At 44.5% G+C, this 23,783-nt stretch carries 21 protein-coding genes and 2 pseudogenes; 13 read left to right on the forward strand and 10 right to left on the reverse strand.

The window, feature by feature from the left end:
* Nucleotides 1-116 precede the first annotated feature (116 nt).
* The 4 genes from E5342_RS14685 to E5342_RS14700 form a co-directional block, all read right to left on the reverse strand.
* Nucleotides 117-2,786: a DEAD/DEAH box helicase gene (locus E5342_RS14685; RefSeq protein ID WP_121736757.1), complete on the reverse strand. Its 2,670-nt coding sequence runs from the start codon at nt 2,784-2,786 to the stop codon at nt 117-119.
* A 3-nt stretch (nt 2,787-2,789) separates the two neighbouring features.
* The gene (locus E5342_RS14690) at nt 2,790-4,733 is read right to left on the reverse strand and encodes a site-specific DNA-methyltransferase (protein WP_135959655.1); all 1,944 of its coding nucleotides are present in this window, start codon (nt 4,731-4,733) and stop codon (nt 2,790-2,792) included.
* Nucleotides 4,734-4,839: 106 nt separating this feature from the next.
* On the reverse strand, nt 4,840-5,772 hold the full coding sequence (locus E5342_RS14695; protein ID WP_057329307.1) for a restriction endonuclease: 933 nt from the start codon (nt 5,770-5,772) through the stop codon (nt 4,840-4,842).
* Between the two features lie 147 nt (nt 5,773-5,919).
* Entirely contained in the window at nt 5,920-6,978 is a 1,059-nt protein-coding gene (locus tag E5342_RS14700) for an alcohol dehydrogenase (RefSeq protein ID WP_121736758.1), read from the reverse strand.
* A 173-nt stretch (nt 6,979-7,151) separates the two neighbouring features.
* Between E5342_RS14700 and E5342_RS14710 the strand changes: the two genes are divergently transcribed.
* From E5342_RS14710 to E5342_RS14725, 4 genes are read left to right on the forward strand one after another with little or no spacing between them, the layout of a single operon-like run.
* Nucleotides 7,152-7,694 carry a flavodoxin gene (locus tag E5342_RS14710; protein WP_121736760.1) on the forward strand — a complete coding sequence of 181 codons (543 nt, stop codon included), beginning with the start codon at nt 7,152-7,154 and terminating at the stop codon, nt 7,692-7,694.
* 6 nt (nt 7,695-7,700) lie between these two features.
* Nucleotides 7,701-8,264, forward strand: coding sequence for a flavin reductase family protein (locus E5342_RS14715; protein ID WP_135959656.1), 564 nt, complete (start codon nt 7,701-7,703; stop codon nt 8,262-8,264).
* A gap of 54 nt (nt 8,265-8,318) precedes the next feature.
* A complete protein-coding gene (locus E5342_RS14720; protein WP_057319354.1) occupies nt 8,319-8,654 on the forward strand; it encodes a type II toxin-antitoxin system RelE/ParE family toxin in 336 nt (111 codons plus the stop codon).
* Nucleotides 8,638-8,940, forward strand: a complete 303-nt coding sequence (locus tag E5342_RS14725; RefSeq protein ID WP_005864275.1) for a helix-turn-helix domain-containing protein — start codon at nt 8,638-8,640, stop codon at nt 8,938-8,940. Before E5342_RS14720 ends, E5342_RS14725 begins: the two co-directional genes overlap by 17 nt.
* 106 nt (nt 8,941-9,046) lie before the next feature.
* On the opposite strand, the gene E5342_RS14730 is transcribed toward E5342_RS14725, so the two are convergent.
* Nucleotides 9,047-10,333, reverse strand: a complete 1,287-nt coding sequence (locus E5342_RS14730; RefSeq protein WP_135959657.1) for a TIGR01777 family oxidoreductase — start codon at nt 10,331-10,333, stop codon at nt 9,047-9,049.
* Between the two features lie 149 nt (nt 10,334-10,482).
* Between E5342_RS14730 and E5342_RS14735 the strand changes: the two genes are divergently transcribed.
* From E5342_RS14735 to E5342_RS14765, 8 genes and pseudogenes are all read left to right on the forward strand, one after another.
* Nucleotides 10,483-11,310, forward strand: a complete 828-nt coding sequence (locus E5342_RS14735; RefSeq protein WP_005864270.1) for an SDR family NAD(P)-dependent oxidoreductase — start codon at nt 10,483-10,485, stop codon at nt 11,308-11,310.
* A 14-nt stretch (nt 11,311-11,324) separates the two neighbouring features.
* Entirely contained in the window at nt 11,325-11,882 is a 558-nt protein-coding gene (locus E5342_RS14740) for a GNAT family N-acetyltransferase (protein ID WP_044545687.1), read from the forward strand.
* Entirely contained in the window at nt 11,879-12,424 is a 546-nt protein-coding gene (locus tag E5342_RS14745) for a GNAT family N-acetyltransferase (protein ID WP_135959658.1), read from the forward strand. The genes E5342_RS14740 and E5342_RS14745 overlap by 4 nt, the downstream gene beginning before the upstream one ends.
* 7 nt (nt 12,425-12,431) lie before the next feature.
* Nucleotides 12,432-12,869: pseudogene (locus E5342_RS20205) on the forward strand (GNAT family N-acetyltransferase); the annotation flags it as partial.
* Nucleotides 12,849-13,292, forward strand: a complete 444-nt coding sequence (locus E5342_RS20210) for a GNAT family N-acetyltransferase (protein WP_310794186.1) — start codon at nt 12,849-12,851, stop codon at nt 13,290-13,292. The pseudogene E5342_RS20205 and the gene E5342_RS20210, both read left to right, overlap by 21 nt.
* A gap of 42 nt (nt 13,293-13,334) precedes the next feature.
* Nucleotides 13,335-13,847: a hypothetical protein gene (locus tag E5342_RS14755; protein ID WP_121736785.1), complete on the forward strand. Its 513-nt coding sequence runs from the start codon at nt 13,335-13,337 to the stop codon at nt 13,845-13,847.
* Between the two features lie 3 nt (nt 13,848-13,850).
* A complete protein-coding gene (locus E5342_RS14760) occupies nt 13,851-15,392 on the forward strand; it encodes a family 43 glycosylhydrolase (protein WP_135959659.1) in 1,542 nt (513 codons plus the stop codon).
* On the forward strand, nt 15,392-17,038 hold the full coding sequence (locus tag E5342_RS14765) for an RluA family pseudouridine synthase (RefSeq protein ID WP_121736786.1): 1,647 nt from the start codon (nt 15,392-15,394) through the stop codon (nt 17,036-17,038). The genes E5342_RS14760 and E5342_RS14765 overlap by 1 nt, the downstream gene beginning before the upstream one ends.
* On the opposite strand, the gene E5342_RS14770 is transcribed toward E5342_RS14765, so the two are convergent.
* From E5342_RS14770 to E5342_RS14790, 5 genes and pseudogenes are all read right to left on the reverse strand, one after another.
* Nucleotides 17,006-17,209 (reverse strand): hypothetical protein, encoded by a 204-nt coding sequence (locus E5342_RS14770; RefSeq protein ID WP_135959660.1) that lies wholly within the window; start codon nt 17,207-17,209, stop codon nt 17,006-17,008. The genes E5342_RS14765 and E5342_RS14770 overlap by 33 nt on opposite strands.
* Nucleotides 17,178-18,551: pseudogene (locus E5342_RS14775) on the reverse strand (MATE family efflux transporter). Before E5342_RS14775 ends, E5342_RS14770 begins: the two are co-directional and overlap by 32 nt.
* Before the next feature lie 206 nt (nt 18,552-18,757).
* Nucleotides 18,758-21,034 (reverse strand): GH92 family glycosyl hydrolase, encoded by a 2,277-nt coding sequence (locus tag E5342_RS14780; RefSeq protein ID WP_135959661.1) that lies wholly within the window; start codon nt 21,032-21,034, stop codon nt 18,758-18,760.
* Nucleotides 21,031-21,606 (reverse strand): acyltransferase, encoded by a 576-nt coding sequence (locus tag E5342_RS14785; protein ID WP_121736767.1) that lies wholly within the window; start codon nt 21,604-21,606, stop codon nt 21,031-21,033. Before E5342_RS14785 ends, E5342_RS14780 begins: the two co-directional genes overlap by 4 nt.
* Before the next feature lie 10 nt (nt 21,607-21,616).
* A complete protein-coding gene (locus E5342_RS14790) occupies nt 21,617-22,321 on the reverse strand; it encodes an SAM-dependent methyltransferase (protein WP_135959662.1) in 705 nt (234 codons plus the stop codon).
* A gap of 53 nt (nt 22,322-22,374) precedes the next feature.
* Here E5342_RS14790 and E5342_RS14795 point away from each other — a divergent pair, with 53 nt between their 5' ends.
* On the forward strand, nt 22,375-23,766 hold the full coding sequence (locus tag E5342_RS14795) for a methyltransferase RsmF C-terminal domain-like protein (RefSeq protein ID WP_121736768.1): 1,392 nt from the start codon (nt 22,375-22,377) through the stop codon (nt 23,764-23,766).
* Nucleotides 23,767-23,783 lie beyond the last annotated feature (17 nt).

Raw genomic sequence — 23,783 nt, forward strand, 5'->3', positions numbered from 1 at the left:
AATGGAATCGACCCTAATTTTATCTTGCAATAAAAAGGTTTATCGGACAGCAATATAAGAAAATCTTACAGAAATTGTTCCCCTAATTTGGGAAACAATTCCTAAAAGAGAGCTATCTAAAACTGCTTCAACAGATCAATGAAACTTGAAAGATCATAAGCATTGTCCACTCGCTTTTTGTCAAACACCATAAAATAACGGTACTTATCTCCAGCCTTATTCGCCCATGTGGTTCCAAGCATGATTTTACGCTCTGAGTCGCTTCCATCCAGATGGTCGCCTTTAACTTCTATCAAAAGAATTTTTCCAGACTTCATTTTAATTATAAAATCAGGATAATGGTTAATAAACCCATTTATGTAGAACCCTTTTCCTCGTTCAAGGTTACGATGCCAATATTTTACATTATCAAGATTGGCTATTTGAGATATTACGCGGTATTCGAAACCATCCACCTTTTCTTCTTCCAAGTATAGACTTCTCGGTATGCCAATTATTTTATCCTTTATCGTTATAGAGCTAGGTAAGCGGTAATTATCCTTTACACTTATCTTGCCTATATCCAATAGCCTTTTAAACTGTTTTACCTTATAAGCCTCTGATAGAGATTTAATCTTATTATCAAACGCAGCAGCGGTATTCAAAATATTGTTAGCTAGGTTTTGAAGTTTATAAGTATCAACCAATTTTAACACAGACACGATATACCTTCGAATACTTGGTTCGCTAATTGAATTATACTTAGATTTAAGCATATCTGATATACGTCTTGCCAATTGATTAATTTTATCTTCAACCTCTAGTCCTTTTATATATTCTGAAAATATCTTGAGCTGACTATCATTCAAATTTGTGAATTTAGGAACATATTCATCCTTCTTACGCTCTTCCAAGTCTATCTTTACAGCTTCTGTTGAGGTCTGCTCAAAAACAATATTCTTATCACAAGTCTCAAGATTAAAGTCTTTCAATAGATGAACAGACTCTAAAGATATATCTGTTGTCGCAAAATTAAAAAAATCTGTCTTTACCGCTTGAATAAAAAACTGGGGTAACACTATCTGTTCCGCATCTGCGGTAAATATTTCTTTCATCTCGAATTTGGATACATTTTTCATAATATCTGCCGGGGTATCGTCATTGTCACTATCGGAGTTCTCTACAGCTTCGTTATACTTTGAAGCCTCTTTTAATGCGGTTTTGAGGACTTCTTCAGTTTTTTGATTACCATATTCGGTGTTACATTCATCTTTTACAGAATCTGGTTCAACACTATCGAAGTCTTCAGTCCCGAGATCCTCACAAGAGACAGGTGTCGCTTGCTCATCATCACTAAAAGTGTTTACCACTGATGTTGAAAACAAATCGGGAGTTTGTGGAACAGATTTCGGGATTATTTCTTCCTGAACAGTATTATCTTTGGCAAAGAAATCTTTTGAACTAAATCCAGATTTATTCAGGCTCTCAACAATGCCTGTTAGTGTTCGTTGGAAATCAGCCGAGCAGGTGAATACATACGACAAATTAAGGAACTCACAACTATGCTTTCTTGTATATGGCTGACGAAGCACACGGCCAAGTATCTGTTCTACCGATATACGTGAAGTTTTATTTGCCAATGACGCTAAAATATAGGCAAACGGGCAATCCCATCCTTCTTTAAGAGCGTCAACAGTAATGATATAGCGAACTTCACAATCACGGCCCATCAAGTTCGTATTTTTAAGCTCATCTTTTTCAGCTGTCTTGATTTTAATCTGATCTTCAGGAATACCAATCTCGACAAGCTTAGTCTTTATCTTATCAAAGGTCTCAGTTCCCTCGTTTATCTTAGGTTGAGCTTGGAAAAGCACGATTGGGCGAATGAAATCACCACCGTTAGCTTCTACTTCCTTTGCTTTCACCTCAAGGCTACGCTGAAGATTAATAGCACCGTTGATTACGTCATTGATACTATTCTGATTGTACACGATAACAGGTAGTTTCACCATATTTTCTTTCTTCAATCGAATAGCGTCAATGAAGCTAATTATATTACTATTCCGTTTCGGTGTGGCGGTCAATTCCAAAATATATTTAGGATTGACACTTTGTAAAGTTTCAACACGCAAATCGGCCGTAAAGTTATGGCTTTCATCAATCACCACGACAGGATTAAGATGGGCTATCACTTGAATCAAGCCGGTCTCCTCCGAACCATCTACTTTAGGAGTGTCTTTCGTATAGGTTGGCACAAACTCTGTAAGATTCTCATTTTCACGGTATGACAATCTACCATCTTTTGAATTAGTGGCAAACGATTGAATACTCAACACCAATATACTGAGTTGTTCCTTTACATCCACAGGGCTGAAATTCTGCCCCATAAGTAGTGAAGGTTTATCATATACACGCACTTTACCATTAAACAGAGTGTCTATCTTCTGTCTGTATGGATGTGCAGGATCATTTAGTTTTTCATAAGTCTGCTTCAAAATGATATCAGATGGAAGAAACCACGCTACAACTTGTGGCGCCCCATCATGGAAGCTATCGAATATGGTACGTAACGCATTGCAAGCGATAAATGTTTTACCTCCGGCAGTTGGCACTTTCACGGTAACACGAGGCACACCTTTGATTGTATTATCATATTCATGAAGGTAATCGTCTTCTTCTTTTAACGATATGCCCTTACTAGCCCAAAAGGAGCGAAACGCTTCTTTCAAGTTATTCGTACCGGTAAGAAATCCATTGAATTTCTCGATGTCGTTGATGACATCTTGTTGATATATCTTTAGCTCCATAACTTAGAATCTATGAATGTCACGTGGTATTTTCTTGAATATAATATTCATCTTTGTCAATTCCTCTTTCGAGAAAAGACAAATATCGGCATAAACTATATAACTGTCTGCTTTACGAACAATTATATCAAGAGAGTCCGGGCCAAAAGTCGTTTCTAATTTAGGCTCGTAATAGAAATAATAGTCAGTGCGGTTATATTCCCCCAATAAATAAGTAGCCTTATATTGCTCATTTTCTACTAGAGGTAACCGTGTCTCGGAGTAGAAAATATACTCTCTAATCTTTTTTGTCTCTACCTCTTCATTAAGGAATCCATTTTCATCAAACAACGGCAATCCCAACTCGTAATAATCGAAAGCTCCACCTAGGCCAGGCATTTGTCCGTCATAGATCTTTGTACCTATCACTTTCAAGCAATTATCATCTATCTTGGGTTTACCTATTTTCTCATACTTGTCCTTATGAACTTCTATAGCGTCAAAAGCCTCTTTAAGCAACTCCTTTGCTTTAAGAATATTCTTGGATGTTAGCTTTTTACAGTATATCTCTTCTTCTTTTTTCCCTTTAAAGGAATAGCCTTGTGCCACACGACGCACACGCTCCGCCGTAATAGTTTCGGCATAATCCATCAGCTCTATGAGTACAAACTTGCGTTGACTGGCTGGATTATCCTTATTCATCTTTAACACCGCATGAGCGGTAGTGGCGCTTCCGGCAAAGCTGTCAAGCACCACACTGTAATCATCCGTAGCTATTTGCAGAATACGCTCAATCAGTGTAGAAGGCTTGGGTGTATCAAAAGGGATTTTACCTTCGAATATAGCTTTTAGCTCTTTCTTGGCAGAGTCTGTATGCCCTACATCATTATGAAGCCATAAATTTGTGACCTTACGACCTTCCACTTTGCTCAGATATGTTTTACGCCTTATTCCCCCCAAACCTCCTTTCGTGAAAAAGAAACGAGGCCATTGTCCACCAGCATATACCACCTGCGCCTTGGCACGTGAGGTTGGCAAGTCTTCTTTTAGCATAATGGCCAAGACTCCTTCACGAATCTCTTCTACCGGGATTCCACACACTTCGGCTCTGCGCTTAGCATCGTCCAATTCACGCAACTCATATTCACACCAGCCGTTCATGATATTCAGCACATCCATTTGACCAAATGTCCAACAGCGTCCATTTGCAGGATAAACCAATTCACCCGTAAACGGATGTTGAATTGCATAGACCATTCCTTGATGTGATACTGCCCCCGGTGCATGAGCAGATGTATTTTGCCAATTACCCAATGGATCTCCATCCGGATTTGCATATTTCGCATCCATTTCTTCTGTACGCTCTAAGTTTTTAGGCTGCCAATTTTTTTGCTTACCATAAACTAAAACATGTTCGGTTTCCACACCAATTCCATCCGCATCATTCCGTTGAGAATAAGTTCGTTGCCACTTTACATCAGCCACAAAACAATTTTGGCCAAATATATTATCCATCATCAAGCGAAGATTACTCACCTCGTTATCATCAATGGAAACAAATATAGCACCAGCAGGTGACAAGAGTTTTTGAAGCATTTTCAATCTGGGATACATCATACAAAGCCATTTATCATGGCGACTGAGGTCTTCACCCTGTTTCCCTACTACTTCGCCAAGCCATTTCTTAATATGCGGATCGTTTACATTATCATTATATACCCACCCCTCATTGCCTGTATTATAAGGAGGATCGATATATATGCAATCAACTCTTCCTTCATACTTTGGCAACAACGATTTCAAGGCAACCAGATTATCCCCATGAATAATCATATTGCCACTCTCTGTAGAAGATTCGATTTGACCATCTTCTGCCGTGAAACCATATTTATGTTCTAATACGTGAAATGGCACCTCCTGATGGTGCGTCACCACTTTATCCTTTCCTATCCAATTGAGTGTAGGCATATCCCTATCTTTTTATTCTGTTATTCAAAAACTCAGTCATGTCAACCTCAAGAATTTCTATTCCTCTATCTATCAAGAAAACTCTTTGCCCGCATAGATATTCATACTATAAATCATCATCCATAGAATCCCAATAATCCATATCCATTTTCATGACTTTCAACACTTTTTCTGTCTGTAATCCCAAACCACAATCATACATATACTCAGTTAACTGCTGACCATTAATCAATATTATGGTAGGGCTTCCATTTAGACTCTCAACATAATCAATCGCTTCTTTCGTGTAATCAGATGTAGTTATAAAAACACCTTTTTTAGAAGAAGTTCCTGCTACAGCACCTACAAAACTTTGAATTTCTTTTCGTCCTACATTATTATGTTCCGCATAACGCTTTGCTTGAATAGAAATATGATTAAAACCTAATATATCCTCTTTAATAATGCCGTCAATTCCTCCGTCATTGGTCAGTTTTGTAACAATACCAGAATTCTTAACTTCACCTCCATATCCCATCATCTGTAATAACTTTACGACTAAACGTTCAAACTCATAAGGTTTCTTGGAAAGAATTGTAGCTAAAATTTCAGAAGAAATTGACTTCTTGATATTGTTATATGAATTATCTAAATTTTCTTGCGGAGTATGTTCCTCACTTACAGATTTATTAGCCATTGGATCACATCCCTTAGATTTAACGATCTTTTTAGACGAATTAGCCAAAACCGCATTCTTCACATAAATAGTTATTTGTTCGTCTGTACTATTAGACAACATTTCAAGGCCTTTCAAACTAATCTTATAATCCCCTCTTTTGGGTTTCTCAACAAGTCCCGCAATAAACAAATAACTTAACGCCCAACTGATACGATCCAAAAAGATATTACCATTACCTGATGGATACCATGCATTAATCTCATCTTCAGTCAATTGAAAATATTTAGCCAAAGGATCTCGTAATTCCTTGGTTCTCATAACAGCACCGGAACTTAGTTCACGAAGTGCTTGAAGTCGAATTTCTTCAAATTGAGGTATCATGTTCTTTGGTATTTAACAGGTATAACTTTTATATGCAAAGTTAAAAAAATCTGCCTATACAACACCTTTCACTCTCTTATTTATGCCAACAAAACCCTAAAAAGACAACCATAGAACAAAATTAGAATTAAAACATAGGTTATAATCTCAATCAGAAATTTCACCTATCTTATCTCCCGTGATCGCTACCTTTATAACCCCATCCAACCTGTTTTCGAAGATACGGTAAGCCTCCTCAATCTCGTTCAATGGAAACTTATGGGTAATAAGAGGCGTCGTGTCTATCTTACCTTCTTCTATTAGGTTAAGAATCTCGGCGCAATCGCAGCCATCCACCCCACCAGTCTTGAACGTCAAGTTCTTGCCATACATGTCTGGCAAAGGAAGAAGCTGAGGTTTATCATAGAGGGCTACGATGGTGACAATAGCGTTCGGACGGGCACAATCCCATGCCAAGCGGAAGGTATCCTCACTCCCTGCGACCTCCAATACGACATCCGCACCGCCATGATCGCTGTTACGAAGAACAAATTCCTTACAGTTTTCGGGATCTGTCACCAAGACTTCCGGATAACGCTGGCGAACGAACCGGGCCCTTTCCGGAGACTTCTCGCAAACAATAATACGTCGTGGCTTCTTCAACAACACGCACAACAAAGTACAGATTCCCGTAGGACCAGCGCCAATAATGAGAACCGTATCCTCCTCTGAGATCTCCGAGATGCGGGCAGCCCAAAAACCTGTCGCTAACACATCACCGACCAGTAAAGCCTGCTCATCACTGACCGTATCTGGGATACGATTCAAGCCTCGATCCGCATAAGGAACCCGGACATACTCCGCCTGCCCCCCATCGATACGACAGCCCAACGCCCAACCGCCATTGGGATCGGTACAATTATTGACATATCCACGCCGGCAGAAGAAACACTCTCCGCAAAAGGTCTCGACATTCACGGTCACCCTGTCACCCGGCTTGACTGCAGTAACATCAGCACCCACCTTTTCCACCACACCAACCATCTCATGCCCAACGGTTATTCCGGGTACCGCACGTGGTACGCTACCGTGTTTAATATGAAGATCGCTAGAACAAATGCTACCCAAAGTCACTTGTACGATAGCGTCCCGTGAATCCTTTATTTCCGGCATCGGTTTCTCCCGCAATTCAAATTTCCCTTGTTCAATATAAGTGTACGCAAGCATGATATTTTCTTCTTTTAGTTAATCGCCTTACAAAGATAAGGATCGTATCGCCAAAAATATCAGATATATCAGTAATTTGGGTACAAACTGTTTCATTTTTCTCTCCTATCTTTATCGCCGTAAACACATAGCATTCTCGTAATGAATATAAAAACAACAAAAATTCAAGAAGTATGAAACGAATCGTATTATTCATGGTCATGGTCTCAATGGCATGTATCGCCTCTTATGCGCAAAAGGCTACCGAAGGGACAAAAGTTGTAGTGGCTTACTTCTCGGCAACGGGAAATACTGAAAAAGCGGCCCAACAAGTCGCATCTATTGTCAGTGGTGATCTTCACAAGATCCAACCTGAGAAAAGCTATACCTCCGCCGATCTGAACTGGCGGGATAAATCCTCACGCAGCAGCGTAGAGATGGACGATCCGACATCACGACCGGCCATTATCGATGATTTGAAGAACCTAGCGGAGTATGACACCGTTTACCTAGGATTTCCCATCTGGTGGAATCAAGCTCCAAGACTCATCAACACCTTTTTGGAGAAATACGATCTCTCGGGCAAAACCGTTATCCCATTCGCCACATCAGGCAGCAGCAATATCTCGAACGCAGAGAGTGAATTGCGGAAAGCCTATCCGGATGTGAACTGGCAAAAAGGGAAGTTGATGAACGGAGCGACAGAAGAAGATATCAAAAATTGGACTAAAAAATAAATGATTATGAGAAAGAATTTTGGTGCGAAGCCTTTGAGCTATCCGCAACCCGTATTTATTATCGCCACGTATGGAGAAGATGGAACTCCCGACGCGATGAACGCCGCTTGGGGCGGTATCAGTGAGATGAATGAGATCAGCATGTGTCTTAGCGCCGGTCATAAGACAGTTAAGAATATCCTAAAGCGTAGAGCTTTCACGGTAAGCATGGCAGATGCCGATCATGTCGTAGCTTGTGATTATGTAGGTATCGTGTCGGGCAATAAAGTTACCGACAAGTTTGCCAAAGCAGGATTTCACGCTACAAAATCAGACTTCGTAGATGCTCCGTTGATCGACGAATTGGCCGTGGCTATCGAATGTAAATTGAAAGATTACGATCCGGATACTTGCATACTCCGTGGCGAGATCGTAAATGTCAGTGTTGACGAGCGTGTACTTGATGAGAATGGCAAAGTGAATGTAGCTAAAGCCGCTCCCATCATCTTTGATCCATTCAACAACGACTATTTGAGAGTGGGCGAAAAGGTAGGAAATACCTTTTCCGATGGGAAGCAACTGAAAACATAAAAGAAAAGTCCATCTAAAGTTGTTATATATGTAAACTTAATTTATATTTGCACTATGGAAAAAGAAAGAGAAATATTATACTATGAAGATTATTTCATAGATTTCTTTATGTCATTAGATGATGGTGCAAAGAAAAAAGTTTCTTATGTGCTCGATATGCTTAAAACGCAAGAACGCCTTAACAAGAACTTCGTTAAGCTAATCCGTGACGGTTTGTACGAGTTAAGGGCAAGCCATAACGGAAACATCTATCGGGCCTTCTTTATCTTTGATGATGGAAATATAGTCATGCTATTCAATGGGTTTCAGAAAAAGGCTCAGAAAACCCCTAATAGCGAAATAGAAAAGGCTTTAAAACTCAAAAATGAATATTATGCAAGCAAATCCTAAGATCGGGAGTATGGACGCTGTATTAGATAAATTATACGGCAAGGTTGGCTCACCAGAAAGAGAGGAGTTTCGCAAAGAAGCATACTCTTATTGTGTGGGGCAAATTATTAGTGACGCACGGAAGCAAGAGAAAATGACACAATCCGAGTTGGCCGAAAAAGTAGGAACTAATAAGACCTATATATCAAGAATTGAAAAAGGAATCATAGAACCGGGAGTTGGTTTATTTTTCCGTATTATTGATGCGCTTGGCCTTAAAATTGAAATCGTAAAGCCTATCATGTGAGCAAAAGGAACTCTCTCAGATCGCCTCTGTTAAGATTGTTTTCCAATATGAGTAATAAAAGGGGCAAAGGCGTAATCACTACGGCTTTACCCCTTTATACATCAGCTCATGAAATCAATTTAGAGATATCATACCCACGTTCCGTTATCTTCCCCAGTAAATCTTCCCGAACCGCCTCCGGTAAGTTCCTCTCACGGTTCAAGATCCAGAGGTATTTATCCGTGCTGCTTCCTATCACCGCATATTGATAATCCGCATCAAGTTCTAAGATATAATAATCCGCATAGAACCATAAGAAGAAAGCCACTTTCAATTTTCCGGGATTATTTTTAGGGTCCGGTTGTTTCGCACGACCGGTGGCTTTCTTGTGAACGCCGCCTTTATATCCTTCGTTCTCCACACGGATCTTTCCGTCCGGAAGCAACGTATACGTGGCCGTCATATCCGTCATGCCTCTCTCAAAATGATTCTCATAACGGGCGATTTCATACCATCGCCCCATATACCGTTTAACATCCAGTTCCGGTACGGTATGATGATCTGTTATATTCATAAGTTTCTCTATTGTTGGATAAATGTATGTAAACCCAGATTCCTGTAATTTAGAGGGATGGACGGTTTGCCCTTTTGTCACGAACGACGCTCCCTCGCCAAACTTCAGCCGAAAAAAGAACTCAGGCAAAGGGATGATCCTACGGATCTTATCCGCTCTCGCTAACGTATGAGCCAACTGCTTTTGGGTGATAAGGTCTGGAGAAACCAAATTTACCACACCCCTCATCTGCCTATTCCGTATGATATACCCAAAAGAGCGGCATAGATCAAACAGGCTGATCCATGGAAAACGCTGTTGCCCGTTACCGATCACGACACTTACCCGTGAGAAGCGTTGCAAACGAAGCATCTCTTTCAAGGCCCCTCCATCCTCAGACAATACGACACCAAAACGGGTAATGACAAGCCTCACATCCGATGAGCATGCGGACGCTTCCTCCTCCCACGCCCCACACAACCGGGCCAAAAAATCCATTCCCCGGCAATCATGATACTCGTCATATTCCCCGAAAGCCGGATAATAACCTACGGCGGAGGCCGAAATAAACAACTCAAGTTTCACGCTTCTCGTGTTTATGGCATGCACCAACTGTCTGGTCACGCAAATACGGCTATCATACAACTCTTGTTTGTAAGCCTCCGTCCAACGTTTATTAATGGAAGCACCCGCCAAATTAATGACGACTTCACAGGATTCCACGCATCGGCATAATTCATCAAAACAATCTTCCTTAAACAAATCCCGCCCTAAAGGGATAACATCATATCCTTTTCCCTCCAAAAAAGATGAAAGATGCTGACCGATATATCCGCTTGCCCCGCTGATCGCTATTCTCATAATCAATACTTTTCTATTAAAACAAATCCACAAGCAATTTAGATGGCAATTTCCGGTTCTATTTTAGTATCCCAAACAGAATATCGACTAAAAGAAATCGGTTCGACAGAAAACAACTATATTTGTCCTCATTTAATAGTGACTGAATCATGGCAGACAATTATCTGGAAAATAAGTACGCAGAATACCAAGCCCGGAAGACTTCCGGCACTAGAACGGGGCATACAACGAAGACACTTCATAAAACAAGAAGAGTCTTCATCACCGGTGGAGCCGAGGGGATCGGGAAAGCGATTGTAAGGGCTTTCAGAGGAGCCGGACATCGTGTGGCCTTCTGCGACAAGAACGAGACCTTAGGAAAAGAGACTGCCCTACAAACCGGGACACAATTCCATCTCGTGGACGTTAGTGATAAAACCGCACTAGAAGATTGCCTGCGAAAGATCATCGAGGAGTGGGGAGATATTGATATCATTATCAACAACGCAGGTGTCAGTCAGTTCTCTCCCATCACGGAAACAAGCGTAGAGGATTTCGACAAGATACTATCCATAAACTTACGCCCGGCGTTTATCACCTCCCGCCAATTAGCGCTCCATCGGCAATCTCTCGATATCCCCAATCCATACGGCAGGATTATCAACATCTGCTCTACCCGTTACTTGATGAGTGAACCCGGTAGCGAGGGATATGCCGCCTCTAAAGGAGGTATCTATTCTTTGACACATGCGTTGGCCTTATCGCTCTCGGAATGGCATATCACGGTAAACTCTATCGCTCCCGGTTGGATACAGAATAACAATTACGACCAGCTTCGCCCGGAGGATCATGCTCAACATCCGTCCGGAAGGGTGGGAAAGCCGGAGGATATCGCCCGTATGTGCTTATTTCTTTGTCAAGAGGAAAACGATTTCATTAATGGCGAGAATATTACGATTGACGGTGGGATGACCAAGAAAATGATCTATCTCGACTAAATAAACATCCGTATATGACACAAACATCGAATATAGAAACCAACCGTCTTGTGCTCCGTCCTTTCAGCGAAAGCGATGCTCCTGATGTTTTTGAGAGCTGTAAGAATCCAAACCTAGGCAATAACGCAGGATGGAAACCTCTCGAAACGATCGAAGAGACTATTGATGTACTAAATACCATATTTATCGGAAAAGAAGGGGTTTGGGCTATCGTATCAAAAGAGACTCAACAAGTCATTGGCTCCATTGGCATCATTCCTGATCCCAAAAGAGAAAACCCACATGCTCGCATGCTGGGTTATTGGCTAAAAGAAGAGTGTTGGGGACAAGGCTTCATGACAGAAGCAGTGCAATCCGTATTGAATTACGGATTTACTCAAATGGATTTACATTTGATCACGGCAAATTGTTATCCTCACAATCAACGCTCACAACGTGTATTAGAGAAGAATGGATTCGTATACGAAGGACGGCTTCATCAAGCAGAGCTAATGCATACTGGACAAATAGAGGATCATTTGTGCTATTATCTTGACCATCATTCCTTTTCAAACAAAAACAATAGTTTATGATAGTAGTAACAAAAGATTTATATACGCTCAGGAGTTGGGAAGGTCAAGATACGGAATCCTTAACCTTGCACCTTAATAACAAGAAGATCTGGGATAACTGTCGGGATGGATTGCCTCATCCTTATACAAAAGAAAATGCCTGCTGCTTCATCAGCCAAGCACGAGAAAAAACTGAAATATCGGATTTCTGCATTGTGGTTCATGGTGAGGCAATCGGCAATATAGGTTTTGTGAGAGGAGCGGATGTGGAACGTTTCAATGCGGAAGTCGGTTATTGGATCAGTGAGAGATATTGGAACCAAGGGATTACCTCTGAAGCGTTAGCCGATGCGATCCAGTATTATTTTGAGCATACGGAGGTTATTCGTATATTCGCCACGGTGTATGAATATAATCTGGCATCCATGCGGGTATTAGAGAAAGTGGGATTCAAGAAGACTGGCATCTTCCGAAAAGCTTGTTACAAAAACGGGCGATTCATCGATGCGCATCATTTTGAGATCGTAGCGGATGAGAAATTAGTTGGGAACAAAGACTTATAATCCATTTATGCAAATAAGACAATTACAGATAAACGAATACGATAAGGCATTAACCCTGTCTTTGGACGTGTTCATCCAATGTGGCAAGAATGACTTCGACGAAGAGGGATTGGAAACCTTCAAGAGTTTCATTTACAATAAGGATCTGGTAAATGAGCTAACCATTTACGGAGCATTCGAGGGTGAGTCATTAATAGGTCTAATCGCTACAAAAAATGAAGGAAAGCATATTTCCTTATTCTTCATCACGCCTATGTATCAAGGAAAAGGTATCGGCAAACGATTATTCGAGGCCGCTATCCAAGATAAGTCAGTCTCGGAAATGACAGTCAATTCCTCTTCCTATGCAATCCCAATCTACCGGAAATTCGGGTTCGAACCAATCTGCGAAGAACAAACTACACATGGGATGAAGTACACCCCGATGAAGCGAACGATAACCCGTCCCTCCTTCGAGGACTTCAATGAGCTTCTTCTGCTTTGGGAAGCGTCCGTACGTAGTACCCATCATTTCCTAAAAGAAGAGGATATCTTATTTTATAAAGAACTTGTTCCCGGATATTTCCCATTGGTAGAACTTTATATCATCCGAAATGAGCGAGGAAAGATCACCGCCTTCATGGGCTTAAGCGATGAGCTTATCGAGATGCTTTTCGTACATCCGGAAGAGCAAGGCAAAGGATTAGGTAAACGACTTATCCAATTCGCCTTGCAAGAGACACCCATCCGAAAAGTTGACGTAAATGAGCAAAACACAACCGCACTTCATTTCTATCAGCATCTGGGATTCCAAGTGATAGGAAGAGACGAGACGGATTCTTCCCACAAGCCATTCCCGATACTTCATCTTCAAGTTACACTTCCTTAAAAATTTAAGGGAATGATCTTAACACAACAACAAAGATTGAGAATGAACCTAAAACAGAGACTATCAAGCCGCTGTCATATAGAGGATATCCATGAGATATTATTTTATGTACAAGGGGACCAAGAACGGAAAGTAGAGCTATACGATCTGATATTCGATCCGGATGATGCCGTTAGTTATCAAGCGTTATGGGTCTGTAGCCATTTCTCCACAAAGGAAAACGAATGGCTATATGATAAACAGGATGAATTGATAAATGAGGTGCTTAACTGTGAGCACTCCGGAAAGCGACGCATTCTCTTGAACTTGCTTGTACGACAACCCCAGACGAATCCCCCACGGGTAGATTTCCTGAACTTCTGCCTGGACCGGATGCTTTCAGCGAAGGAATTACCCGGTGTGCAAACGCTTTGCATGAAACTGGGATATGAGTTATGCCGTCCCATTCCAGAGCTATTACAGGAGTATAAGACACTACTCGATCTGGCGGAACCCGATTTACTACAAATCTCTTTGCGAACCGTACGTAAGAACATCTTAAAAAAAATACGATAAAACATGAGAAAGATTTTCACACTATTCTTCTGTGCCGCCTCCTTGGCCACAGGACTAGCGCAACAAGAATCCTATTTTACCAATCCCGTGATCCACGGTGACGTAGCCGATCCTTCCATTATCCGGATCGACCAGACTTACTATATCACCGGCACCTCCTCGGAATGGGCCCCCTATTATCCGGTTTTCACCTCTACCGATCTGGTGAACTGGCAGCAAACCGGACATGTATTCGACGAGAAGCCGGAATGGACTAAATCCTCATTCTGGGCTCCGGAATGGTATCAGCATAAAGGGAAGGTATATGTCTATTATACGGCCCGGAAGCAATCGGATAACATCTCGTGCATCGGTGTCGCCGTGGCGGATTCACCTACGGGCAAGTTCAAGGATTACGGCCCGGTGGTAGAGTTCGGGAAGGAAGCGATAGACGCATTTATCTTGGAGGATAAAGGCAAACTTTACATCAGTTGGAAAGCTTATGGATTGGATAACCAACCCATAGAGTTATTGGCTTGTAAGTTGACAGACGATGGGCTTCGCCTAGACGGAAAGCCTTTCAGCCTGCTGCGTGACGATGAGCGTCAAGGTATGGAAGGTCAGCATTGGTTCAAGAAAGACGGATATTACTATATCATCTACTCCGTGAGAGGCTGTTGCGGCCCGCAGAGCGATTACGCCGTATCCGTAGCTCGCTCGAAGAAGCTGGAGGGTCCTTACGAGAAATACCAAGAAAACCCGATCTTGCACGGAAGCAAGGAGGTTCTCTCCATCGGTCACGGAACGATTACGACAACACCAGACGGACGCATGTATTACCTATGCCACGCTTACCAGCCGGGAAGCGGCTTCTACCAAGGTCGCCAACCTTACCTGCAAGAGGTGAGAATGGGTGAGGATCATTGGCCTCACTTCGTAACCGGGGAATACGCAAGCCGCACGCAACCCATGCCATTTGCCGAGTCCGCACAAGTGCCGGTATTCGATTTCTCGGATGATTTCACCGGTGCTACCTTGCGTCCCGAATGGAGTTGGAACTATCCTTACACGGATGTCAAGACCGAGATCAAGAACGGTAAACTCTCTCTATCCGGAACACCGAAACCCGGCGTAAAGACCGGAGCGGCACTTTGTTTACGCCCAACCTCCCCGGATTACACGTTGGAAACAGCGATTGTAAACCGGAATGACAGTTGGAAAGGAATCACGATGTACGGAGACGCAAATAACCTAATCACCTGCGGATGCGTAGGAGACCGTTTGATATTGAAATATATCCTAGAGGGGAAAGAACATCAATTGGCCGATCTTCCTCTTCCCGGCTCGCCTTTATATCTACGGATGAAAGTGACCGACGGTGCGCATAGCACGTTCTACTGGAGTAAGGACGGACAAGCATGGAACGAGATCGTCGGCGAAGCTCTCTCCGCAAAAGAGACCCGGTCGTTGATCCAATGGGATCGTATCTCCCGTCCGGGATTGTATCAAGAGGGAGATCCTACGGCACCAGCCGTTTACGCTTATTGTCTATTAAAAAATGAATGATGGAATCTAAGTTTCACACGTTTGCCCAACCGATACAATCGATCCCCTTACCGGAACGATTCACGTATCCTTTTCACTATACACCGCATCCTCTATGCGTAATAGCGGCTGAGGAGACGCAGGCATACCTGAAAGAACGAACCGAATGGCGGGAAGAGTTACAAGCCGGAAAAATGTTCGGCGTATTGGTGGTTCGTACTCCCGCCGGAGAGGTCGGCTATCTAGCCGCATTCTCTGGTAACCTAGCGGGGAAGAATGTACATCCTTTCTTCGTCCCCCCGATCTATGACCTATTACAACCGGATGGTTTCTTCCGGCAAGAGGAGGAGCAGATCAATGAGATCAATGCCCATATCCGGATCTTACAAACCTCTCCCGCCCTTAAAGAGGCACGGTTCAGGCTAAAACATGCGATCGAATTTACAGATCTCATGTTGCAATCCGCCAAAATGTTGGTCAAGGAACGGAAAAGAGACCGCGACCTATGTCGGCAATCTCCTCTCACAGAAGAGGAGGCGGCTCTTCTCATAAAAAAAAGCCAACGGACGAATGCCGAATACAAGCAAATGAAGAAAGAAATGCAAGCTTTCGTGGAGGAGGAGCAGGCAACGGTAAACCAGCTTGAACAAGAGATCGAGCAACTGAAGCAAGAACGCAAGCGACGGTCGGCGGCCTTGCAACGCAAGTTGTTCGAGCAATTCCGAATCCTGAACGCCCGGGGCGAGGTGAAGGACTTATGCGAACTGTTCGCCCCTACCTACCAAGGTGCGCCGCCTGCCGGAGCGGGTGAGTGTGCCGCCCCTAAACTCTTGCAATACGCCTACCAGCATCAGTTGGAGCCGATCGCCATGGCAGAGTTCTGGTGGGGCGATTCTCCCAAGACGGAGATTCGGCACCATGGGTATTATTATCCGGCTTGCAAAGGAAAATGCGAGCCGATCCTCAATCATATGCTACTAGGATTGCGGGTAGATGAGAATCCGTTATTGGCAGACGCTCACCGGGAGACGAAGCTGGATATCCTTTATGAGGATGACTATTTGTTGATCGTCAATAAACCGGCGGGTATGCTCTCCGTCCCCGGTAAGGGAGATGCGGACTCCGTCTATCACAGGCTGCGTATCCTTTATCCGGAAGCCACCGGCCCAATTATCGTACACCGCTTGGATATGGCGACATCCGGCTTGCTACTCGCCGCCAAAACCAAAGAAGTGCATCAGAACCTGCAAGCCCAATTCAAGAACCGAACCATCCAGAAAAGGTATATCGCCTTATTAGATGGTGAAGTTCCCCAAGATGAGGGTGAGATCCGTCTCCCGCTATGTCCCGATCCTTTGGACAGGCCCCGGCAAATCGTAAGCGAAGAATTCGGGAAACCTGCCCTCACGCACTACCGGGTATTGGAACGGACTTCCGGAAAAACCCTTATCGCCTTTTATCCCCAAACCGGACGTACCCACCAGCTACGGGTACACGCCGCCCATCCCCAAGGCCTTCATTGCCCCATCCTTGGCGACGAGCTTTACGGACGAAAGGCGGAACGGCTCTATCTGCACGCTGAATATCTAGCATTCACGCATCCTATCACTTCCGAGAGGATAGAGATACAAAAATCACCGGCATTTCCTAGGCGCTCCATGCCATGAGCATCCTAGGCAAAATACCTCTGTCATGTCGAATCCGGACAGACCCGTAGTGGGATCTTTGGGAACGACCTCCCCATTCTCGTAAACATACACTAAAAGACGTTCCCCGTCCGCATTCTTTACATACATAGAAGGGATATCACACTGCGGACACCGATACTTTCTCATCATCTAATCTTTTCTTTATCTTTTTATAAACATACAAAAACGCAGGTATCAAGAATAAGTCAGCGGCGACCCAAGCCAACGGATCACCGAAGCAAACGCCTAAGAATCCAAAAGTGGGAACCGCATACAAGCTCACCAAGACACGTGCGATCATCTCTGAAACACCCGAGAGCATCGCAAGGTTGCTGAAACCTACCCCTTGTATCGCATAACGCAAGATACACAGTAGCCCGACAGCCGGGAAGAACCAGCAAGAAATATGCAAAAACTGCTCCGTATAGTCCAGTATCTCGACCTCAGATGGAGCCACAAATAACAAGGCCAGCCAACGAGACCCCAGCATCAAGATCATCCATGTAGCGGCTGCATACGTAAGCATCATCAACGAACTCACTTTAATTCCCTGCAAAATACGCTCTGGCTTTCCCGCCCCATAATTCTGTCCGCAATACGTAGCCATGGCGATACCCAAACTCTCAAAAGCGCAAATGAAAAACATCTTGATACGGGCGGCGGAAGTAAAGGCGGCGACACAGGCCGTGCCCAAGGCGTTATTGGCGCTCTGCAACATGATACTGCCAATAGCGGTAATAGAAAATTGCAATCCCATCGGAACCCCCATCGCCAATAAGGTACGGGCCAGCCCGGCATGGAACCTTCGGTCCTCGGAGGAAGTAGCCCGTAAGATCGGGAATTACCGAAGCATATATAAATAACATAGAATGGCGGAAAGCCCTTGCGAGAAAACCGTAGCGATAGCCGCTCCCATCACGCCCCATCCTAGTACCAAGATGCAGAATAAATCCAAGAAAACATTCAAGACCGTAGAGAACAACAAGAACCAGAACGGAGTCTTGCTATCTCCCAAAGCCCGCATGATACTTGCCAACAAATTATAGAAGAATGTACAAGGAATACCGATAAAAGTAACAAACAAATAATCATAGACCCCATCGAAGATATTCCCAGGTGTCTGCATCCCCCGCAAGATATCCCGGCAATATAAACCCGAGACAGCAGCGATCACCACGGACATCACCGTAGCCAATTGCAACCCCACTGCCACGTAACGGCGCATCGTCGCATAATCCCTCGCCCCGAACTTTTGAGCTACCGGGATGCCAAAACCGGCGCAACATCCGTTACAGAATCCCAGAATCAAGAAAATCACAGAGGTACTGGCTCCTACGGCAGCCAGCGAATTTATACCTAGAAATTTACCAACGATAGCGGCATCGATCAAGGAATAAGTCTGCTGAAGCAGATTCCCTAATAACAATGGCATCGTGAAACTAAATAGAAGGGGGAATACAGCACCCCTCGTCATCTCTTTTGAGTTTGCCATACATCTAATAAAATAAAAAGGATTTAATCAGGATAGATAAGTGGTGACAAAGGTAATCAATCACGAATAAAGCACAATCTTTTCCTCTTTTTTTAAACCATGATTAACACGAAATAACAATGCCCATCGTAAGGTCTTTACAATGGGCATCGTAAGGTAATTAGAATGCCTATTGTAACATGCTTACAATGGGCATCAAGGTTTTCTTATTCCAAAGAGAATGAATAGGGGCGATCGCCATCCTGCGTACCTCGCTGTTTATTAGGGGTATCGCTCATTTGGTATTGGATTTTTGCACCACCTAGCAACTGCTCGTGTGTCAAGAAATTGTGGGTGTAGGTCTTACCGTTTACTTTCATGCCTTTGATATAACGGTTCTCCCGATCGGTCTTGTCCGCTTGGATCAACACCTGCTTTCCGTTATCCAGATGGAGTTTTACGGATTTGAACAAAGGAGTTCCCAGCACATATTGATCCGTGCCCGGGCATACGGTATAAAAGCCTAAGGCAGAGAATACATACCATGCGGAAGTCTGTCCGTTATCCTCATCACCGCAATAGCCATCCGCCTCAGCGGTATAAAGCTTGTACATAATCTCACGCACCCAGTATTGGGTTTTCCACGGCTCGCCGGAATAGTTGTATAGATATACCATATGCTGGATGGGTTGATTTCCGTGGGCGTATTGTCCCATATTCATTACTTGCATCTCACGCATCTCATGGATCATACTGCGGCTATCCATACCCAAACGACTGGGCATCTTGAAGACGGAATCCATCATGTGGTTGAATTCCGTCTTTCCTCCCATCAAATCGATCAGACCTTGCGGGTCGTGGAAGACACAGAAACTCCAATGCCAGCTGTTTCCCTCACAGAAATCACGGCTCCAGTCCGTACCTTTAAAAGAAGGGTTGAACTCGCCCTTATCAGAGCGTCCGACCATCAACTTATATTTTGGGTCGTACACATTCTTATAGTTGTTAGCCCGTTGCTTGAAGATATCGATCTCGCTTGCCGGCTTGCCTAGTTTTTTACCCAAGGTATAAATCGTCCAGTCATTATAAGCATATTCCAAGGTACGAGCCACGTTTTGTCCGATACCGATATTATTCGGTACATAACCCAGTTTATTATACTCCTCGTAAGCGACACGACCGGAAGCCGTTCTCGGCAGTTGGTTATTCGCGTCATGCTTCAAGGCTTCCCAAAGCGTCTCGATATCGTATCCTCTCAAGCCTTTGATATAAGCGTCGGCTACCACGGAAGCGGAGTTATTGCCGACCATGCAATCCCGGTGGCCCGGACTTGCCCATTCCGGAAGGAAGCCGCTCTCTTTATAAGCGTTCACCAAACCTTCCTGCATCTTTTGGTTCATCTCCGGATACATCAGGTTCAAGAAGGGGAAAAGACAACGGAACGTATCCCAAAAACCGGTGTCGGTAAACATATAGCCCGGCAAGACCTCACCGTTATAAGGGCTATAATGCATGACTTGCCCTTTGGCATCGATCTCATAGAAGCTACGGGGGAACAGCAAGGAACGATACAAGCAAGAATAGAACGTACGTAAGTTATCGATGTTCGTATCTTCCACCTCGATCTTACCTAATTCCCGGTTCCAGATTTCCTTACCTTTGGTCACTAGCTGATCGAAACCAGTATCTCCCACCTCACGCAAGTTTAACTCGGCCTGCTCGGTGCTGATGAAAGAAGATGCCACGTTGGCATGCACCACCTCGCCGGCCTTTGTCTCAAAACCGATGATAGCGCCGGCATGGTTTGTCTTCACCTCCGATTCATCCAACTGGATCGCCCCGTTCTTGACCGTAGAGGAGAACGTGAATGGCTTATCGAACTGGATCACGAAATAATTCTTGAAGTTACGGGGAACACCGCCCGTGTTCTTCGTGGAATAACCGATGATCTTACGTTCCGCAGGCAATACCTTTACATAAGAGCCTTTATCGAAAGCGTCGATCACGATATATGCTTTCTTGGTTTCCGGGAATGTAAAGCGGAACTTAGCCGCACGTTCCGTCGGAACCAACTCGGTAGTCACGTCATGATCGGCTAGATAGACCTTATAATAATAAGGTGTAGCCACTTCCCCTTTGTGAGAGAACCAGCTAGCCCGTTTCTCCTCATCGAAGACCAAGCCTTCGGTAGTAGGCATAATGGAGAACTGTCCGTAATCGTTCATCCACGGGCTCGGTTGATGGGTTTGCTTGAATCCTCGGATCTTATCCGCATCGTAACGATAGGTCCAGCCATTCCCCATCTCGCCGGTTTGCGGGGTCCAGAAGTTCATACCCCAAGGTAGGGCGGTAGCCGGATAGGTATTTCCGGTAGATAATTCGTACTTGGATTGGGTACCGACTAACGTATTCACGTAGTCTACAGGATTCTCCACGGCAGAGACTTGCATACAGCAAGCCATTACGACCGCAACGAATCCTTGTTTAAAAATAGATGTTTTCATGTTTGTATAGAAATTAATGTATTTCCTTCTAATTTATAACGTTGGCCGCTTTCCGGACAGGTGGCGAATCCTTCAGGGTCGAATACAAGACGATGGCCATATGCGCTTACCCAACCGATCTGCCGCGATGGATTCCCTACGACCAGCGCATAATCCGGAACATCCTTCGTTACCACCGCCCCGGCACCGATCATGGCATACCGCCCGACCGTATGCCCACAGATAATCGTAGCATTAGCTCCAATCGAGGCTCCCTTGCCAATCACCGTCTCCTTATACTGGTCTTTCCGAGAGATAGCGCTACGCGGGTTGATTACATTTGTAAACACGCAACTAGGCCCCAAGAACACATCATCCTCGCAAATCACCCCCGTATAAATAGACACATTGTTCTGCACCTTCACGTTATTCCCAAGGATCACACCCGGCGATACGACTACATTCTGGCCGATATTACACGCCCTGCCAATCACGCATCCCGTCATGATATGGGAAAAATGCCAGATATGGGTTCCTTCCCCGATCTCACAACCGGCATCGATTACCGCTGTCTCGTGCGCTTGATAACTCATATCAATCCTCTTATTTATAGATTAGGAAAATAGTAGGTTTCTTACTCAGATCGGGAACTTTACCCGCCCATTCCTTGACCGGGCGAGTGTGGATATACTCATCCTCACAGGTTATATTCGAGGCGATACACAGTTTCGTAGACGGACGGCACGTACGGATCAACTCCTCGGCCAGTTTATTATTCCGGTAAGGAGTCTCGATAAACAATTGCGTCTGATGCTCGGAATAGATCCTTCCCTCCAATTTCTTGATCGTGTTCGTTCGCTCGGAAGCATCAATCGGCAGATAACCGTGAAAAGCGAAACTCTGTCCGTTAAAGCCCGATCCCATCACCGACATCAAGATAGACGAAGGCCCTACCAACGGTACCACCGGATAATCCTTCCATTGGGCGATAGCCACTACGTCAGCCCCCGGATCAGCGATCGCCGGACAACCCGCCTCCGAGATCACGCCTACGCTCTCGCCTTTCGCCAAAGGAGCCAGATAACCAGCTACTTGTTCTGGTGAGGTATGTTTATTCAGCTCATAAAATGTCAAGTCATCGATCACGATCCCCGGCTCCACCTTTTTCAAGAAACGGCGTGCCGTACGCACGTTTTCCACGATAAAATGCCGGATAGATAAGATCACGTCACGGTTGTACTCTGGTAAAACACGGCGATGTTCCGTATCGCCCAAGGTAACTGGTATAAGGAAAAGAGATGCTCGCATACTGTTTGTTTTCCGCGAAAGTAGTACTTTTGCCGCAAACTAACAGAATAATCATGGCACTTCCTATTGATTTTATTACCCGTACACGGGCTTTACTTGGCGAGGAGTTCGATCGTTTAGAGGCAGCGTTAAGTGCTGATGTTCCCGTAAGTATCCGTATCAACCCGATGAAAGGGACTCCCGCTCCCAAAGCAGGTGCTCCGGTCGCTTGGTGCGAGAGCGGTTTTTATTTGCCGGAACGGTTGTCTTTCACCTTCGATCCTCTATTCCATGCGGGGGCCTATTACGTGCAGGAAGCGTCTTCCATGTTTCTGGAACAAGCGATCAAGGCATATGTGAAAGAGCCGGTACGTTGCTTGGATTTATGCGCCGCCCCGGGTGGCAAGTCCACGCATCTGGCGAGCTTATTGCCGAAAGGTAGTCTGTTAGTCAGTAACGAGGTGATCCGCAGCCGGAGTTATGTATTGGCCGAGAATATCGCTAAATGGGGCCGCCCGGACACGATCGTTATCAATAATGACCCGGAGGAGATCGGCGAGGCATTGCCTCATCTGTTCGATGTGATCGTCACCGACGTACCTTGTTCCGGTGAAGGCATGTTCCGGAAAGATACGGATAGCACAGGCGAATGGAGCATAGATAACGTAAGACTTTGCGCCTCTCGCCAACGGCGTATCATCCATGATATCTGGAACGCCTTGAAGCCTGGGGGTATCTTGATCTACAGCACTTGTACCTATAATACGGAGGAGGATGAGGAGAACATACATTATATAATAGAGGAGCTGGGAGCCGAGGCATTGCCTATCCCTACCCAAGAGGAATGGCAGATCACCGGCGCCCTCCGGTTTGAACATCCGGTTTACCGCTTCTTCCCACATAAGACACGAGGCGAAGGCTTTTTCCTCGCCGCCCTCCGGAAAGCGGAAGGCGAGATTGAGGAGATCCGTATCAAGTCCAAAGGGAAAAAAGAGCGGGGAAAAGCCGCTCCGTCTATCCCACAGGAAGTCCGTCTGTTCCTTTCGGATGAAACTTCATTTTCTCTCGAATGGAACGACAGTTTCCTTCGAGCGTATCCCAAAGCCCATTCGGATCTATTTTCACTCATCAATGCCAAGCCTTTACGGGTACTCTCTGCCGGTATTTGCCTAGGAGAAGCGAAAGGGAAAGACTTTATCCCGGCTCAAGAGCTGGCTTTAAATACTGCCTTAACCCCCAACGCCTTTCCATCCGTGGAACTGGAATGGGAAGACGCTATTAAATTCTTGAAGAAAGAGGCACTCGTTTTACCCAGCGGCATAGATAAAGGATATGTATTGGTACGCTACCAAGGGCTTCCACTAGGTTTCGTAAAGAACCTTGGCAACCGGGCCAATAACCTGTATCCGCAAGAGTGGCGCATACGGACAGGATATATTCCGGAGGAAATCAAACTATTTTTATGACGATAAGACCACTATAT

This window comes from Parabacteroides distasonis (assembly GCF_004793765.1).
In the GTDB taxonomy this organism is placed as follows: Bacteria; Bacteroidota; Bacteroidia; order Bacteroidales; family Tannerellaceae; genus Parabacteroides; species Parabacteroides distasonis_A.